The organism is Gordonia sp. LUNF6 (assembly GCF_047041125.1).
GTDB lineage: Bacteria > Actinomycetota > Actinomycetes > Mycobacteriales > Mycobacteriaceae > Gordonia > Gordonia sihwensis.
The window spans coordinates 3,058,681-3,077,784 of the sequence record NZ_CP178181.1; the positions used below are offsets into that span (position 1 = coordinate 3,058,681).

Consider the following 19,104-nt stretch of genomic DNA (forward strand, 5'->3'; position numbering starts at 1 on the left):
TCACGGGCGTCCCTCCAGCAGCCGTGCCAGGATGGGCCCGATCTGTGCCAGCGCGTGCTGTGTGGTCATGTCGTTGTGGCTCGCGTCCACGTCGAAGACCACGATCGCCTCGGCCGCATCGGTCCAGTCCTCGCTCGGATCGTCCCGCCGCAGCCGGCCCTGACGCGCCGCGAAGTAGTCCACCCGGCCGTCGAAGAGCTGCGGGCGGTACGACTCGATCTGCCGCGCCACCAGATCGGTGTCCGGCAGCATCGCCCGCAGGTCCTTGCCGACCAATGAGGGCGGCAGGCCCGGCATCTGCGGAAGCAGTTCGAACAACCGCTCGGTGCTGACACCCTCGAGTCCGGCGAGCATCGACGAATCGAAGCCGAGTCCGGCGAGCACCTCGCCCATGTTGTCCGCGGCGGCTGCCTCACCGACCTCCGACAGCGACAGGTGGCTGTCGAGCATCGCCAGGGTCGCCACCTGCTGACCGTCGGCCCGCAGTGCGACGGCCATCGCGTGCGCGATGACACCGCCGAGCGACCAGCCGAGCAGGTGGTACGGACCCTCCGGCTGCACCTCGCGGATCTTCGCCAGGTACAGCGCCGCCACCTCTTCCACGGTCTGCGGCATCTCACCGCCGGACAGCACCGGCGACTGGATGCCGTACACCGGACGGTCGGGGAGGTATCCGGTCAGCCCGCCGTACGACCACGACAGGCCGATGAACGGATGGACGCAGAACAGCGGGGCGGCCCGGCCCTCGGTCCGGAGCGGGAGCAGCACCTGCAGATCGTCACCGGTGTCCTCGGCGTCGAGTTCCGAGAGCCGTTCGGCGATCCGGCGCGGTGTCGCATCGGCGAACATCCACTGCATCGGCACCCGCAGGCCGAGTTCGTCGCTGATCAGACCGACGAGCCTGGTCGCGAGCAACGAATGACCGCCCAGATCGAAGAAGCCGTCGTCGATTCCGACCTCGGTGGTGCCCAGCACCCGCTCGAACGCGTCCACCAGCATCCGCTCCTCGTCCGTGGACGGCGGGACGTACGGCGCACGTTCGGCGAACTCCGGCACCGGCAGAGCCTTCCGGTCGATCTTGCCCGCACCGGTCAGCGGCACGTGATCGATCGCGACCACCGCCGCCGGAACCATGTACGCGGGCAGCGTGCGGGCGACGAACTCGGACAGGGCGTCGGGATCCACCGCCGCCCCCTCCACGGGCAGGACGTAGGCGGCCAGCACGGTCTGTCCGCCCGGTCCGGGAACGCCGATGACGTGTGCGAAGTCGACGCTCGGGTGCGCGCTCAGCGCGGACTCGATCTCGCCGAGCTCGATGCGGAACCCTCGGATCTTGACCTGGAAGTCGGACCGCCCGACGTAGTCGAGCACCCACTCGTCTCCGCTCAGCTCGCCGCCCGGAATCCAACGGACCACGTCGCCGGTGCGGTACATGCGGTCACCCGGCTCTCCGAACGGATTCGGCACGAACCGCTCGGCGGTCAGACTCGGGCGCCGGTGATAGCCGCGCGCCAGACCCGGCCCCATCAGGTACAGCTCGCCGACCACGCCCGCGGCCACCGGCCGCAGGTTCGCGTCGAGCACCACTGCCCCGAAACCGGCACGCGGCGCACCGATCGTGACTCGCTGCCCGGCCTCCACGGCGATCCAGTTGGACCAGACCAGCGCTTCGGTGGGGCCGTACACGTTGACGAACAGGCGTCCCGGCGCCCAGCGCTCCACCAGCTCCGGCGGGCACGCCTCGCCGCCCACCGCGACGACGCGGAGATCGTCGAGTCCGGCCGGGTTCACCGAGGCCAGCGCACCCGGAGTCATCAGCAGGTGGGTCACCCGCTCGGCGCGCAGGAGGTCGGCGAGTTCGGCTCCGCCGAACACCTCCGGCGGGGCGACGACCATTGTCGCGGCCGCGCCGAACGCGATCAGGTACTCGCCCACCGAACCGTCGAAGCTCGGCGAGATGACGTGCAGCATCCGGTCGCCCGGAGCGATCGCCATCCGCACCCGCGCGTCCTGCGCCGATCCGGCCACGTCCCGATGGACCACCACGACGCCCTTCGGCATACCCGTCGACCCGGACGTGTAGATCATGTACGCGGCGGTCTCCGGCCGGATCGGCCGCAGTCGCACCTCGTCGGTGACCGGACCGGCCGGCCGGCCCTGGATCTGCGCGTGGTGCGCGGGATCGTCGAGGACGATCCACTCCAGTCCGCCGCTCGGGCCGCCCCGATGCGCGGTCACGGTGAGCCCGAGGACCGATCCGGAGTCGGTGAGCATGTGCTCGATGCGGTCGGTCGGATAGTTCGGGTCCACCGGCAGGTACGCCGCGCCCGATTTGACGACGGCCCACACCGCGGCCACCGACTCCACCGAGCGGCCGATCGCGATCGCCACGACGTCCTCGGTACCGACGCCGCGTGCCATCAGCTCGCGGGCCAGCCGGTTGGAGTACTCGTCGAGTTCGCGGTACGTGACCGAGCGCTCCCGCGCGACGACGGCGAGCGCGTCCGGGTCGACCGCCGCGGCGGCGGCGAACATGTCCGCCATCGACGCGTACGGGTAGGCCGCGCGTCCGGTCGCCGGCACCAGGGCGGCGCGCTGCGCCGGGTCCATCAGGTCCAGCTCCACCACTCGCGCCGTCTGCTGCTCGGCGAACGCGGTGATCGCCCCCACCAGGACGTCCATCACGCCCTGTGCCCGCTCCGGCGAGAAGGCGCCGTCGAGGTACTTGAGCCGCAGCACCAGCGAGTCCGTGTACTCCGCGGCCAGCGCCAGCGGGTAGTGGACCGTGTCGGTGCCCGTCAGACCCTCCACCGTCATTCCGTCGATGTCGCCGCCCTCGCCCGCCTCGACGTCGGGGTACGACTCGAACACCGCGAGGGTGTCGAACCCGGCGCCCGGCCCGGCGACCGCCTGAATCTCCGGCATGCCGACGTAGTGATGGTCGAGCAGATCGGTCTGTTCGGTCTGGATGCGTGCGAGCAGATCCTCGAGCCGCTCCCCGCCGCGGATGCGAACCCGCACCGGCAGGGTGTTGATGAACAGGCCGATCATCTCCTCGACGCCGTCGAGCTGCGGTGGCCGTCCCGAGACGGTGGCGCCGAAGACGACGTCGTCGCGTCCGGTCAGCGCCGACACCACGAGTGCCCATCCCGCCTGCACCACGGTGTTCATCGTGAACCCGCGGTCGCGGCCCAGGGCGTTGAGTCGCTGCGACAGTTCGGCGTCCAGCGTCACCGCGAGCTCACGGGACGACGATCCGTGGTCGACCGCGTCGCCGACCACCAGGGTCGGCTCGTCGACGCCGTCGAGGACGTCCCGCCACACCGACAGCGACTGTGCGCGGTCCTGCTTCGAGAGCCACACCAGGAAGTCCCGGTACGACCGCGCGGGCGGCAGGTGGGTCGCGTCGCCGTGCGTCGCGTAGAGCACGAACAGCTCCCGCAGGAACAGCGGCGTCGACCAGCCGTCGACCAGTGCGTGATGGACCAGGACCGCCAGCCGGTGATCGCCGTCGGCCATCTCGACGAGGGTGAAGCGCAGCATCGGCGGCCGGGACAGATCGAATCCGCTCCGCCGGTCGTCGTCGAGCAGACGCCGCAGCGCCTCATCCCGTTCGGCTTCGGGCACCTGCGTCATCGACACCGATCGGAAGGGCAGTTCCACTCCGTCGAGCACCACCTGTGCCGCGACACCCGCGTCGTAGCTGAAGGCCACGCGCAGGTTCGGGTAGCGGTCCAGGATCGCCTGCCCCGCAGCGCGGAGCCGGTCGGCGTCCACCCGGCCACCGAGCTTCAGCACCATCTGGACCTGGTAGAAGTCCTCGTCGTCGGTCGCGATCTGCGACTGGTAGACGAGACCCTCCTGCAGCGGCGACAGCGACCACACGTCGTCGACGCCGCCGTAGGCGCTCTCCCAGGCGTCGATCTGACGCTGGTTCACCGACACCAGGTCGAAGTCCGACGGGGTGTGCCCACCCGCGTCGGCCCGGTCGGTGTGCCGCGCGAGAGCCGTCAGCGCCGCCACCCACAGATCGGCCAGGCGCGCCACCTCGTCGCGGGTCAGGACGCCACCGGCGTACGCCCAGTCGGCCGTCAGCGACGAACCGACCGCGACCGCGTTCACGTCGAGCAGCGCAGGCACCACCATGTCGGGGTTGCGCGTGCCGCCGAGATTCACGGCCTCGCCCCGCTGCTCGGCTGCCTGCGGTGTCTCGCCGGCGCGCCGTCCGAGGTAGTTGAACCCGATCTGCGGTGTGCGCAGCGTGGACAGACGTGCCGCCGTCTCCGGGTTCATCCTGCGCAGCAGACCGTAGTCGACGCCTCGATCGGGTACGGCGGCCAACTGCTCCTTGACCGCCTTCACCGCCCGTCCCAGCTCGGGTCCCGCGGCGAAGGCGTCGTCCAGGTCGATGCCGGAGACGTCGAGCCGGACCGGATACTGCGAGGTGAACCAGCCCACGGTCCGCGACAGGTCCGCGCCGGGGAGCAATTGCTCCTCGCGGCCGTGGCCCTCCAGCGTCACCAGTGCCGTCGACTCGTCGACACCGCGTTCGGCTCGCCAGGCGACCAGCGCCAGGGCCAGCGCCGTCAGCAGTGAATCGTCCACCGATCCGTGGAAGGCCTCGGGCACCCGGTTCAGAACGGCGTCGGTGACGTCGTCGGGAACCACCACGCGGAACTCCTCCACGGTCTCGACGAGGTCGAGCGCCGGGTCGAGCGGGCGCGAGCCCAGATCCGGGTCGGGGCCCTCGAGCACCGACTCCCAGAAGTGGGCGCGATCGGCCGCATCGTCGGTCGAGGCGAGGTCGGCGAGTCCGTGCATCCAGCGCCGGAAGGAGGTTCCCACCTCGGGCAACTGCACCGGTTCTCCGCTCGCGATGCGCCCCCAGGCCACCGTGAGGTCGGCGGCCAGGATGGGCCACGACACCCCGTCGACCGCGAGGTGGTGGACCACCACGAGCAGGTGGCCGAGCCCGTCGGCGTCGTCGCCGACCAGCCACACGGCCTGGACCATCCGGCCGGCCCATGGATCGAGCCGGGTGCCGGCCGCCTCGAGTGCGGCGGACGCCGCGGCGGTGAACTCTCCCGAGTACCGCACCTGCGTCAGGATGCCGGACGGATCGACCGACCCGGCCTCCGCCACGTGCAGCGAGGTGACGCCGTCGGCGTCCACCAGACGGGCACGCAGCATGTCGTGATGGTCGACGACCGCGCCGAGCGCCGCGGTCAGATCCTCGAACGCGGCGGTGCGCGGCAGCGCCAACACTTCGGCCTGCGAGAACCGCGAGTAGCTGCGCCCGTGCTCGATCATCCACCGGCCGATCGGCGGCATCGGAACGTCGCCGACCCCGCCTCCCGGCAACTCGTCGAGGGTCACCAGCTCCGCCGCCTCGGCGGCCACCGCCAGCGCGGCCACCGTGCGGTGCTCGAAGACCATCCTCGGCGTGAGCAGGATCCCCGCGCTCTTGGCCCGCGACACGAGCTGGATCGCCATGATCGAGTCGCCGCCGAGGGTGAAGAACGAATCGTCCACACCGACTCGCTCGGCGCCGAGGAGTTCGGCGATCAGCTGCGCCAGGACCGCCTCGGTGTGGGTGGAGGGCGCACGGTAGGTCTGCGACCGCGACTGCGTGTCGGGTGCAGGCAGCGCCTTCCGGTCGAGTTTGCCCGAGGCGTTCAGCGGAAACGCCGGCAGCACCATGAGCACCGCGGGAACCATGTACTCCGGCAACCGCACCGACAGTGCCGCGGTGAGCGCGTCGACGTCGAGGCTCTCCCCCGCAGCGGCCGTCACGTAGCCGACCAATTGCGCAGCGCCGGGGATGTCTTCGCGCACCAGCACCACGGCCTGTGCCACACCCGGCTGCTCCAGCAGGACCGACTCGATCTCGCCGAGCTCGATCCGCAGTCCGCGCAGCTTCACCTGGAAGTCGGTGCGCCCGATGTAGACCAACTCGATGCCCTCACCGTCCGCGGTCCGCACCCATTTGACGAGGTCACCGGTGCGGTACATCCGCTCGCCCGGCGCATGTGGGTCCGCCACGAAGCGGTCCGCCGACAGATCCGGGCGTCCGACGTAACCGCGGGCCAACTGCACGCCCGCCAGATACAGCTCACCGGCCACCCCGATCGGCACCGGGTTCAGGCGTGCGTCGAGCACGTGCAGTCGGGTGTTCCACACCGGCCGGCCGATCGGCACGGTCACGGTGTCTGCGGCGGTGTACTCGTGGAACGTCACATCCACCGACGCCTCGGTGGGACCGTACAGGTTGTGCAGTCGCGCCGGACTCAGCGCGGCGAAGGCCTGTGCGGCCTGCGGGGTCAGCGCCTCACCCGAGCAGAACACCTGCCGCAGCGACGGAACCCGACCGGGCTCCACGAGCGAGGTGAACGCGGAGAGCATCGACGGCACGAAGTGCGCAGTCGTCACCGACTCGGCCTCGATGAGATCGGCGAGGTACTGCGGGTCGCGATGGCCGTCCGGCCGGGCGATCACCAGGGACGCACCGACCTGCAAGGGCCAGAAGAACTCCCACACCGACACGTCGAAGGTCGACGGCGTCTTCTGCACCACCGCATCGTCCGAGGTCAGCGGGTAGGCCGACTGCATCCACGCGAGCCGGTTGACCACACCGGAGTGCGGGACCGCGACGCCCTTCGGGCGCCCCGTGGACCCGGAGGTGTAGATCACGTACGCGATGTTCGTTCCGCGCAACGGTGCGAGCCGTTCGGAATCGGTCACCGGACCGTCGGGGTAGCCGTCGACGTCGATCGCACCCAGCGTCCACACCGGGACACCGTCGGGCACCTCGAGGTCCACGCCTGTGCCGGCGAGCACCACCTGCGGTGCCGCCGATTCGAGGACGTACTGAGTTCGCTCGGCGGGGTGGTCCGGGTCGACCGGCACGTACGCACCGCCCGCCTTGATCACCGCGTACATGCCGACCAGCAGGTCGAGCGAGCGGCGCGCCGCCAGGGCGACGTGCACGTCCGGTCCCACACCGGCGTCGATCAGCTTCCGCGCCAGGGCATTGGCCTGAGCGTCGAAGTCCGCGTACGACAGTCGTCGGCCCTCGAAGACCAGTGCCTCGGCGTCCGGCGTCCGCGCGACCTGCGCGTCGAACAGGTCCGCGAGCGTCGCGGGGACGAGATCGTGCCCGGTGGCGTTGACCGCGGCGAGTGCCGAACGGTCGTCCTCGCCGGCGAGCGGCGCATCGCCGACCGCCGCGTCCGGATCGGCGACCAGTGCCCGCAGCACCCGGACGAAGGCGTCGCCGAAACCGCGCACGGTGGACTCGTCGAACAACGCCGTCGCGTAGCCGAACGAGACCGCGATCTCCGCCGGGCTGCCGTCGTCGGCGTATCCCTCCTCGACGCCGATCGACAGATCGAACCTCGCCGGTTCCGGTCCCGAGCCGACCGCCGAGACCGTCAGGCCCGGCAGTTCCAGGTCTTCGCGCTCGAGGTTCTGGAACGAGAGCATCACCTGGAACAGCGGCGAGTGCGCGGTCGACCGTTCGGGATCGAGAACCTCCACCAGACGTTCGAACGGGATGTCGGCGTTGCCGAACGCCGCCAGGTCGAACTCGCGAACCTGGTCGATCAACTCGGCGTACGTGATGCCGGGCTCCACCTGGGCACGCAGCACCAGGGTGCCGACGAACATGCCGACGAGATCGTCGAGCGCGGCGTCTCCACGGCCCGCGGTGGGGGTGCCGACGGCGATGTCCGACGACCCCGACAGCCCCGCGAGCAGCGCCGACAGCGCGGCGTGGACGACCATGAAGACGCTCGCCCCGCGATCCCGCGCCACCTCGATCAGGCCGCGGTGGGTGTCCGCGTCGACGGTGACCGCCACCGCGCCGCCGTCGAGCGACTGCACGCGCGGGCGCGGCCGATCGGCGGGCAGCTCGATCTGCGCGGGCAGATCGGCGAGTGCCTCGGTCCAGAAGGCCAGCTGACGTGCCGCACGCGACTGCGGGTCGCGCTCATCGCCGAGGAGTTCCCGCTGCCAGACGGCGAAGTCCGCGTACTGCACCGGAAGCGGCGTCCACTGCGGCGCCATGCCCGCGGCACGGGAGGCGTACGCGACCATCACGTCGCGCACCAACGGTGCAGTCGACGAGCCGTCGCCGGAGATGTGATGGATCACGACCACTAGCACGCGCTCGTCGGGTGCCGCCTCCAGCAGTTCCATCCGCAGGGGCGGCGCCGCTGTGACGTCGAAGCCGCGGGCCGCGAACGCGGTCACCTCGTCGACGATCCGGTCGGCGGACACCTCGATCACCGGCAGATCGGGAACGGTGTCGGCGGGCAGGATCACCTGATGCGGTTCGCGGCCGACGGCCGGGTACACCGTGCGCAGCGTCTCATGCCGCGCGACCACGTCGGCGATCGCCGCACGCAGCGCGTCCACGTCGAGTTCGCCCGTCAGACGCACCGCGAGCGGGATGTTGTACGCGGCCGACTCGGGATCGAACTGGTTCAGGAACCACATCCGTCGCTGCGCCGGCGACAACGGGATCCGGTGCGGGCGATGGACCGGGACCAGCGCGGGGCGGTCCGCTCCCGAGCCGCGCCGGGCGTCGATCAGCGCGGCCAGACCGGCCACCGTCGGTGCGTCGAACACGTCGCGAACCGCGAGGTCGGCGCCGAGCACCGCGTTGACGCGCGCCGTGACGCGCGTGGCCGACAGCGAGTTGCCGCCGAGATCGAAGAACCCGTCGGTCGATCCGGCGCGGGACACGCCGAGCACCTCGGCGAAGACGCCCGCGAGGATCTCCTCGGTCGGGGTGCGCGGCGGCACATAGGTTCCGGCCGTCTCGGTGATCTCGGGGGCGGGCAGCGCCCGGACGTCGAGCTTGCCCGCGGGGGTCAGCGGAATCTCGTCCAGAATCACGATCGCGGCGGGCACCATGTAGCCCGGCAGCCGCTCGCCGGCGAACGCCAGAAGTTCACGCACTGCGAGCTCCTCGCCGTTCGAGGGCAGCACGTACGACACGAGCAGGGTGTCGCCGCCGTCGGTGACGTGACCGCTGGTGTGCACGAACTCCACCGCCGTGTGGGCGGCCAGCACGGCGTTGATCTCGCCGAGTTCGATACGGAAGCCGCGGACCTTGACCTGCTGGTCGGAGCGGCCGAGGTACTCCAGGGACAGTCCGCGCTCAGCCTCGACCCAGCGAACGAGGTCGCCGGTGCGGTACATGCGCGCCCCGTTCCCGCCGTACGGATTCGCGACGAATCGCTCGGCGCTCAGACCGAGTCGATCGTGGTAGCCGCGCGCCAGAGCCGGCCCCGCCACGTACAGCTCACCGGGCACGCCGACGGCCACCGGCCGCAGCCGGGCGTCGAGCACGAGTGCTTCCACACCGCGGTTCGGCGACCCGATGGTGACGGGTTCGGCGGGCTGCAGCGGCCCGTCGATCGTGACCGAGATAGTCGCCTCGGTGGGACCGTACATGTTGAACATGCGGCGCCCGGGCGCCCAGCGGGCGACCAGTTCGGGCGGGCAGACGTCGCCGCCGACGCCGATCATCTCCAGCTGGTCCATGCCCGTCTCGTGGACGGAGGCGAGCGCGGCCGGAGTGATGAAGGCGTGCGTCACATCGTGACGCCGCAGCAGCTCGGCCAGGTCGTCGCCGCCGTACACCGAGGTCGGTGCGATCACGAAGGTGGCACCGGCCCCGAAGGCCAGCAGGTACTCCAGCACCGACGCGTCGAAGCTCGGCGATGCGAAGTGCAGGACCCGCGAACCCGGCCTGGTTCCGCAGCGCTCCCGCAGTTCGGTCGCGAAGTTCATCAGGCCCTCGTGGGTCACCGCGACGCCCTTGGGCAGACCGGTGGAGCCGGAGGTGTAGATGAGGTAGGCGGTCTGCGCGACGTGCAGCGCGGCTGTGCGCTCGGCATCAGTGATCGCCGCGGCCGAGGCCGCGTCCACCGCGCTCGCGGTGTCCGCGTCGTCGAGTGTGAGCCATCGGCCGACGGAGCCGAAGGCGTCGCGCCAGGCCGATGTCGTCACGCCCAGGACCGCACCGGAATCGGTCAGCATGTGTGCGATGCGGTCGGCCGGGTATCCCGGGTCCACCGGCAGGAAGGCCGCGCCGGACTTGGCGATGGCCCACATGGCCACGACGGAGTCGATCGAGCGCGCCATGCCGAGCGCGACCACGGTCTCCGGGCCCGCGCCGCGGGCGATCAGCACCCGCGCCAGCCGGTTGGAGCGTTCGTCGAGTTCGGCGTAGCCGATGGCCTCGTCGCCGAGCACCAGTGCGGTGGACGCGGAGTTCGCCGAGGCCGTGGACGTGAGCATCTCGGCGAGGGTCGCCGGTCCGGCCGGTGCGGCGCCGCGGACCGGTGCGAGCGCCTCGATCTCGGCGTCCTCGAGGAGTTCGATGTCGCCGATCCGCACCCGGGCGTCCGCAGCCACCGCGGCCAGGATGCGCGTGAGGCGGTCGCTGAACGCCCGGACGGAGCTCTCGTCGAAGATGTCGGTGGCGTAGCCGAAGGTCAGCGCGAGCCCGGCCGGACGACCGTCGTCGTCGAAGCGCTCACGGTACGACAGTTCGAGGTCGAACTTCTCCACGTGGGTGTCGTCGGCCAGCCCGGTGACCGTGAGCCCCGGGAGCTCGAACCGCTCCTCGCCGATGTCCTCGGTGGACAGCACCACCTGGAACAGCGGCGAATGCGCGCTGGAGCGCACCGGATCGAGGATGTCGACCAGCCTCTCGAACGGCAGGTCGGCGTTGGCGAAGGCACCGAGGTCGGCACCCCGGGTCTGCGACAGCAGATCGGCGAAGCCGGCGTCCGGTTCCACCTGGGTGCGCAGCACCAGGGTGTTGACGAACATGCCGATCAGATCGTCGAGGGCGCGCTCACCGCGGCCCGCGATCGGCGTGCCGATCGCGATGTCGGAGCTGCTCGACAGTCGCGCGAGCAGTGTCGCCAGCGCCGCGTGGACCACCATGAACATGGTGGCGCCGCCCTCGGACGCGATGTTCCGCAGGCCGTCGTGGACCCGCGCGTCGAGTTCGAAGCCGACGCTCGCGCCCTGCTGCGACCGGTCCGCCGGACGCGGCCGGTCGGTCGGCAGGTCGAGAACCTCGGGAAGGCCCGCGAGCGTGCTCTGCCAGTACTGCACCTGCTGTGCCGCCAGCGACGCCGGGTCGTCCTCCGCCCCCAGCAGCGACCGCTGCCAGATCGCGAAGTCGGCGTACTGGACCTGCAGCGGCGCCCAGCCGGGCTCCGAGCCCGCCGAGCGCGCCAGGTACGCCACCATGACGTCACGTGCCAGCGGCGCCGTCGACGAGCCGTCGCCGACGATGTGGTGGACCACGAACGCCAGCACGTGCTCGTCGGGGGCGATCCGGTACAGGGCCACGCGCAGCGGGGCCTGAGCCGTCACGTCGAAGGGCGCCAGCGCGAAGTCTCGGACGACACCGGCGATCTCGCCGGCGGCCACGTCGACCGGTGCGAGGTCGCCGAGGACCTCGTCGGCGGGCCGGATCGACTGGTAGGGGCCGTCGTCTCCGGCCGGGAAGACCGTGCGGATCGACTCGTGCCGGATCACCACGTCCCGGACGGCCTGAGCCATCGCCGAGGTGTCGAGTTCGCCCGACAATCGCACGGCCAGCGGGACGTTGTACGCCGCCGACTCCGGGTCGTACCGGTTCAGGAACCACATGCGCTGCTGCGCGAGCGAGAGCGGGATCCGCTCCGGGCGCGGCTGCGGCGCCAGTGCGGGGCGGGTCCGGCCGGTGCCGGTCCGCTCGGCCGTCTCGGCGAGCCCGCCGACGGTCGGTGCGTCGAACAGGGCGCGCACGCCGAGGTCGGAGCCGAGAGCCTCGTTGACCCGAGCGATCACCCGGGTGGCGACCAGCGAGTTGCCGCCGAGCGCGAAGAAGTCGTCGGTGACGCCGACCCGATCGAGGCCGAGCACCTCGGCCACCACTCCCGCGACGACCTCCTCGACCGGCGACCGCGGAGCCACGTACTCGCCCGCGTCCGCCTCGAGGTGCGGCGCCGGGAGAGCGCGTCGATCGAGTTTGCCGCTGGCGCCCAGCGGCATCTCGTCGAGCGCGACGAATGCGGCGGGCACCATGTACGCGGGCAGTCGCGTCCCGAGGTACGTCTTCAGTTCGCCCGCGTCGAGAGCCTCGACGCCGGCTGCGACCACGTACGCGACCAGCTGATCGCCGACGTGGTCATCGTGATGGAGGATCACGGCCGTCTGGTCCACCTCGGGGTGGCTCGCCAGCGCCGCCTCGATCTCGCCCAGCTCGATGCGCAGGCCGCGCAGCTTCACCTGGAAGTCGGTGCGCCCCAGGAACTCCAGCCGTCCGGCGTGGTTCCATCGCACCAGATCGCCGGTGCGGTACATCCGGGTGCCGTCGGCCGCGAACGGATCGGCCACGAACCGTTCGGCCGTCAGATCGGGGCGGCCGAGGTACCCGCGGGCCAACTGGACGCCGGTCAGGTACAGCTCGCCCGCCGAGCCCACGGGAACCGGGTGCAGACGGTCGTCGAGCACCAGAGCGCCGGCGTTCCACGACGGACGCCCGATCGGCACCGTCGCGACCTCGCCGAGCGCTTGGACCGCTGGCTCGAACAGGATGCCGACGGTGGTCTCCGTCGGACCGTAGGTGTTGTCGATGACGGTGCCGGTGGCCGCGGTGAACTCCTTCAGGAGTCCGGCCGACAGTTCCTCGCCGCCCGCCACGACGTACTCGAGCGAGTCGAGTGCGGATGCGTGGCCCGCGGTGAGGAACGCGCTGAGCAGCGACGGAACGAACTCCGCGACGGTGACCCGCTGCTCGGCGATGAGTCGGGCCAGATAGTCCGGGTCGCGGTGTCCGCCCGGAGCGGCCACGACGACGCGACCGCCCACCTGGGTGACCGCGAACGTCTCCCAGACCGAGACGTCGAAGGTCGCGGGAGCCTTCTGCACCACTCGGGACGACTCGTCCAGCGAGTACCGGTCGACGATCCACGCGAGGTAGTTCGCGATCGCCTGCTGGGTGAGTGCCACGCCCTTGGGGAGGCCGGTGGAGCCGGAGGTGTAGATCAGGTACGCGAGGTGGTCGCCGCGCAGCGGAACGATCCGGTCGGCGTCGGTCACCGGTTCCGGCGACAGACCCGCGACCGCTTCGTCCTCGAGGAGGATCGGCTCGACGCCGTCGGGCAGTGCCCCGCGGTCGGCCTCGGTGGAGATCACGACGGCCGGCTCGGCCGAGTCGAGCACGTAGGCCGAACGCTCGCGCGGCTGTTCCGGGTCGATCGCGACGTAGGCGCCGCCGGCCTTGGCGACCGCGTACATCGCGGTCAGCATCTCCACCGACCGCGACACGGCGATCGCGACCACCGTGTCCGGTCCCACGCCGGCGCCGATGAGCCGGCGCGCCCAGCGGTTGGCCTGCGCGTCGAAGTCCCGGTAGCTGATCTCGCGGCCCTCGTAGACGACCGCGACCGCATCCGGGGTGGCGGCCACCTGACGTTCGTAGCGCGCCAGCAGAGTCCGCTCGGCGACCTCGACGGCCGGGCCCGCGCCGTCGGCGAGCACCGCGGCGCGCTCTGCCTCCGACAGCCAGGCCGCGTCGCCCACCCGCTGTTCGGGATCGGCGGTCAGCGACGTCAGCAGCCGGACGAACCTCTCGGCGATCGTCGCGACGGTCGAGGCGTCGAACAGTTCGGTGGCGTAGACGAAGTAGGCGTACATCCCATTCGGCTCGCCGTCCTCGGTGACGGCGTCGCCGAGTGTCAGGTCGAGGTCGAACTGAGTCACCTCGACGCCCGGGTCGAGCGCACCGACCGTGAGCCCGGGCAGTTCGAGCTCGGCCCGCTGCTGATTCTGCAGTGACAGCGAGACCTGGAACAACGGGTGATGCGACGTCGAGCGCACCGGATTGAGCGCCTCGACGAGCTGCTCGAAGGGCACGTCGACGTGCCCGAACGCCGCGAGGTCGGACTGGCGCACGCGATCGAGCAATCCGGCGAAGGTCTCGTCGCCGTCGATCTGCGAACGCAGCACGACGGTGTTGACGAACATGCCGACGAGATCGTCGAGCGCGGCCTCGCCGCGGCCGCCGATCGGAGTGCCGACGGCGATGTCGGTCTCCCGAGCCAGCCGCGAGAGCAGCACCGCCAGCGCCGCGTGCACGACCATGAACGGCGTCGCACGATGCGCGGCCGCCAGGTCGGCCACCGCTCGGCGCACGTCCTCGCCGATCTCGAACACGTGCCGGGCTCCGGCCATCGACTGCTCCACCGGACGCGGACGGTCGGTGGGCAGGTCGAGTGCGTCGGGCAGGCCGGCGAGTTCGCTCCGCCAGAAGCCGATCTGCCGCGCGGCCACCGACTCCGGATCGTTCTCGTCGCCGAGGACCGCCCGCTGCCAGACGGCGTAGTCGGCGTACTGCACCTCCAGCGGCGACCAGCCGTGCGCCTCGCCCGCGGCGCGCGCCGTGTAGGCCACCATCACGTCCCGCGCCAGCGGTGCCATCGACATGCCGTCGGCGCTGATGTGATGGACCACCATCACCAGCACGTGCTCGGCGACGTCGGTGTCGGCCACCTGGAGCAGCCGCACCCGCACCGGCGGAGCGGCCGTCACATCGAAGCCGGAGCCGAGGACGTCCGCGACCGCGGGAAGCAGATCCGCCGCGTCGACGGCGACCGGTGTCAGGTCCACCGGGACCGCCGCGGTCGGCAGCACATCCTGGTAGGGCCCGTCGGCCGAGTCCGGGAAGCGGGTGCGCAGCGACTCGTGCCGCTCCAGCACGTCGGTGATCGCGGCGGCGAGGGCATCCACGTCGAGATCGCCGGTGAGGCGAATCGCCATCGGAATGTTGTATGCGGGCGACGACGGGTCGAACTGCGCGAGGAACCACATCCGCTGCTGAGCCAGCGAGAGCGGCACCCGGTCCGGTCGCGGCCCGGCGACCAGCGCCGGGCGCTCGGCGGTCCGGCCGGTCCGCTCGTAGCACTGGGCCAACTCGGCGGCCGACGGCGCGTCGAACAGGTCCCGCACGCCGAACTCGGCGTCGAGCGCCGCGTTGACGCGCGCCACCACCCGGGTCGCGACCAGCGAGTTGCCGCCCAGATCGAAGAAGCCGTCGTGAACGCCGACGCGGTCGACTCCGAGCACCTCGGCGAAGACGTCGACGATCGCCTGCTCGACCGCATCGCGCGGGGCGACGAACTCCGTCGCGGCACCTGCCGTGTCGGGGGCGGGCAGCGCTCGGCGGTCGAGCTTGCCGTTGGCCGTCAGCGGGAACTCGTCGAGCACGACGATCGTCGACGGGACCATGTACGCGGCCAGGAATCCGCTGACGTGGTCCAGCACCGCGCCGGGCTCCACGTGGGCGCCGGCCTCGGGCACCACGTAGCCGACGAGGCGGTCGCCGGTGTGCTCGTCGGTGTGCACGACCACCGCGGAGGCGGCCACACCGCGATACCGCATCAGCGCGGACTCGATCTCACCGAGTTCGATCCGGAATCCGCGCAACTGCACCTGGAAGTCGCTGCGGCCCAGATACTCCAGCTGTCCGTCGGCGTTCCAGCGGGCCAGGTCGCCGGAGCGGTACATGCGTTCGCCGGGCGCACCGAACGGATCCGCCACGAATCGCTCGGCCGACAGGTCGGGACGGCCGAGATAGCCGCGCGCCAGCTGGCCGCCGTGGACGTACATCTCGCCGACGACGCCCACCGGTGCGGGCTGCAGCCGGGAGTCGAGGACGTAGACGCCCATGCCCGGCAGTCCGCGCCCGATGACGCTGGCCTTGGACGCGCGGGCGAACTCGCGGTCGAGCGGCAGATAGCTGACGTGCACCGTGGTCTCGGTGATGCCGTACATGTTGACCAGCGCGACCTCCTGGTCGTCGTGCCGCTCGTACCAGCGCTCCAACTGCGCGAGGTCGAGCGCCTCGCCGCCGAAGACGACGTAGCGCAGCGCCAGATCGGGAACGGACTCCTCCCCCGCGCCCGCTACGCGGTCGGCTTCGGCCAGCTGATAGAAGGCCGACGGCGTCTGGTTGAGGACCGTGACGCGCTCGCGACGCAGCAGTTCGAGGAACTCGTCCGGCGAACGCGAGGTCAGGTAGTCGACGATCACCAGGGCGCCGCCGTGCAGCAGCGGGCCCCACAGCTCCCACACGGAGAAGTCGAAGGCGTAGCTGTGGAACATGGTCCACACGTCGGTCTCGTCGAAGCCGAAGTCGAGCTGGGTGTCGGCCATCAGCGTCAGCACGTCGACGTGGGGAATCACCACGCCCTTGGGTCGCCCGGTGGACCCCGACGTGTAGATGACGTACGCGGGATGCTGCGGGCGCAGCGGTGCCAGTCGGTCGGCGTCGGTCACCGGGCCCTCCGGCTGCGCCGCCATCCGCTCGGCGAGGTCCGGCGAATCGAGCAGCAGGACGGGCAGTTCGTGCGCGGGCAGGGACTCCGCGTCGGCGGCGGTGGACACGACCACCGTCGGACGGGCGTCGGCGAGCATGTACGACAGCCGGTCCTGCGGGTACGTGACGTCGACGGGCACGTATGCGCCGCCCGCGGTGACCACCGCGAGCAACGCCACGGCCAGGTCGGCCGTCCGCGGCATGGCGACCGCGACCAGCGACTCGGGCCCGACGCCCTCGGCGATGAGCACCCGGGCCAGACGGTCGACCCGTCCGGCCAGTTCCGCATAGGTCAGCCGCTCGCCGCCCGCGACCACGGCGGTCCGGTCGGCGTGGGCCGCCGCCTGCGCGGCGAACGCATCGGCCAGCGTGTCGGCCGTGGGCGCGACACCGGGCACGAAGCCCAGTCCCAGCACGTCGGAACGCTCGGCGTCGCTCAGCACGCCGATCGACGCGATCGGTGCCTCCGGCGTTTCGGCGAATGCGGTGAGCACCCTCTCCACGCGGTCGAGCACGGTCTCCGCCGCGGCGGCGTCGTACAGATCGGTCAGGTACTTGAGCTGCAGGTGGAGACGGTCGGCTGAACTCGCCACCAGCGTCAGCGGGTAGTGGGTGGAGTCCATGCCGCGCAGTCCGGTGACCCGCATGCCGTCGATGTCGGCGGCCTGCGCGAGGGCCTCGGAATCGACCGGGTACGACTCGAAGACGCTCAGCGTGTCGAATCCCGCGCCCGCGCCCACCGCGCGCTGGATCTCCGAGAGACCCAGGTAGTGGTGGTCGAGCAGTGCCGCCTGTTCGGCCTGCAGGCGCCGCAGGAACTCCTGCGCCGACTCCCCCGGACGCACCGTGACACGCACGGGCAGGGTGTTGATGAACAGGCCGATCATCGATTCCACGCCCGGAAGGTCCGCGGGCCTGCCGGAGACGGTGGTACCGAAGGTGACGTCGTTGCGACCGGTCTGCGCCGACAGCACCAGACCCCACGCCGCCTGGACGAGGGTGTTGAGGGTGATGCCGTGAGCCCGCGCCAGTGCGCCGAGGGTGGACGTCAACCCGGCGGGCAGCAGCCGTTCGGTGTCGGCGGAGTCGGCCGATGCCGCCGTCGCCTCGCCGGCGACGAGTGTCGGCTCGTCGAGTCCGTCGAACGCGGCGGCCCAGGCGGTCAGCGACGACCGGTGGTCGCGGTGCGAGAGCCACACGAGGAACTCGCGGTACTCGCCGACGACGGGCAGCGCCGAGCCGTCACCGGAGGCCGCGTACAGGAACAGCAGGTCCTTGAGCAGCAGCGGTGTGGACCAGCCGTCCAACAGGACGTGGTGGTTGGTCGAGAGCATCCGGTAGTCGGACTCGCCCAGTCGGGCGAGGGTGAACCGCAGCAGCGGCGGCGTCGCCATGTCGAAGCCGCGCCGGCGGTCGGCGGCCAGCAGATCGTCGAAGGCCGCTTGCGGGTCCGCGGCGGCCCGGAGGTCCACCTCGGCCCACGGCAGCCTCACGGCCGCGGGCACCACCTGGACGGGCAGTCCGTCGATCGAGTCGAAAGCGACCCGGAGGTTCGCATGCCTGCGCAGCAGTGCCTCGCCCGCCGCGCGGAGGCGGGCGGGATCGACCACGCCCTCCAGCGTGAGGACGGTCTGCACCATGTAGGCGTCGAGTTCGTCACCCGCGAACTGCGCGTGGAAGAGCAGTCCCTCCTGCAGCGGCGAGAGCGACCAGATGTCGGCCACGTCGCCGTGACGCTCCTCGACGGCCTCGACGGCTCGCTGGTCGAGCCGCACCAGCGGCAGATCCGACGGGGTGAGACCGCCGGCACCGGGCGCGTCCGCGTACCGGGTCAGAGCCGTGAGCGCCTCCACCCACAGATCTGCGATCTCGCGGACCTGTTCGGCGGTGAAGACACCGGTGGCGTAGGAGAAAGTGGCGCCCAGGCGCGTGCCGTCGGCGGAGTCGACCGCCGAGGCGTTGATGTCGAGCGCGGCCGGGAGGGCCATCGCGGCATCACGCGTGCCGCCCAGGCTTCCGGAGTCGCCGTCGAGCTGCCACGGGGCGTCGTCGACTGTCCCGGTGCCCGCGGAGACGCGGCCGAGGTAGTTGAAGCCGATCTGCGGCGTGCGCAGTCCGGCGAGCGCCGAGCGCCCCTCCTCGGTCAGATAGCGCAGCATGCCGTAGCCGATGCCGTTGTCGGGCACCGCGCGCAACTGCTCCTTGACCCGCTTGAGCGCGGCGCCGGCCGCCGGACCACCGGCCAGCGCGTCGTCGACGTCGAGTCCCGAGAGGTCGACGCGCACCGGGTACGAGCTGGTGAACCAGCCGACCGTGCCGGACAGGTCGGCGCCGGGGACGGCCTGCTCTTCGCGGCCGTGCCCCTCCAGCGTGACGAGTGCGCTCGGGGCGTGGACTCCCCGCGCCGCTCGCCACGCCGCGACGGCCAGTGCCAGCGCGGTCATCAGGGAGTCGGTCGCCGAGCCGTGGACCGTTCCCGGTACCCGGCCGAGGACGGCCTCGGCGATCTGCGGCGGCAACTCGATCCGCAGGTCATCGACGGTCTCGACGGTGTCGATCTCGGGGTCGGCGTACCGCGCACCCAGCGCGGGATCGTCGCCGGTCAGAGTGGAACGCCAGAACTCGAGTTCCCCGGCCCGCGACGGTGCGGCCTCGGCGAGGGCGTGGGCCCAGCGGCGGAACGACGTCGCCACCGGCGACAGTTCCGCCGTGGC

Annotated in this window: 1 protein-coding gene (only partly in view); it reads right to left on the reverse strand. The window is 71.4% G+C overall.

Features of this window, described 5'->3' with window-relative positions; translation table 11 throughout:
* Positions 1-19,104 carry the end of a non-ribosomal peptide synthase/polyketide synthase gene (locus ACK8HH_RS14465; RefSeq protein WP_412475288.1) on the reverse strand. It continues 24,180 nt past the right edge of the window, so the window shows 19,104 of its 43,284 coding nt (coding positions 24,181-43,284); its start codon lies beyond the right edge, outside the window; its stop codon occupies positions 1-3.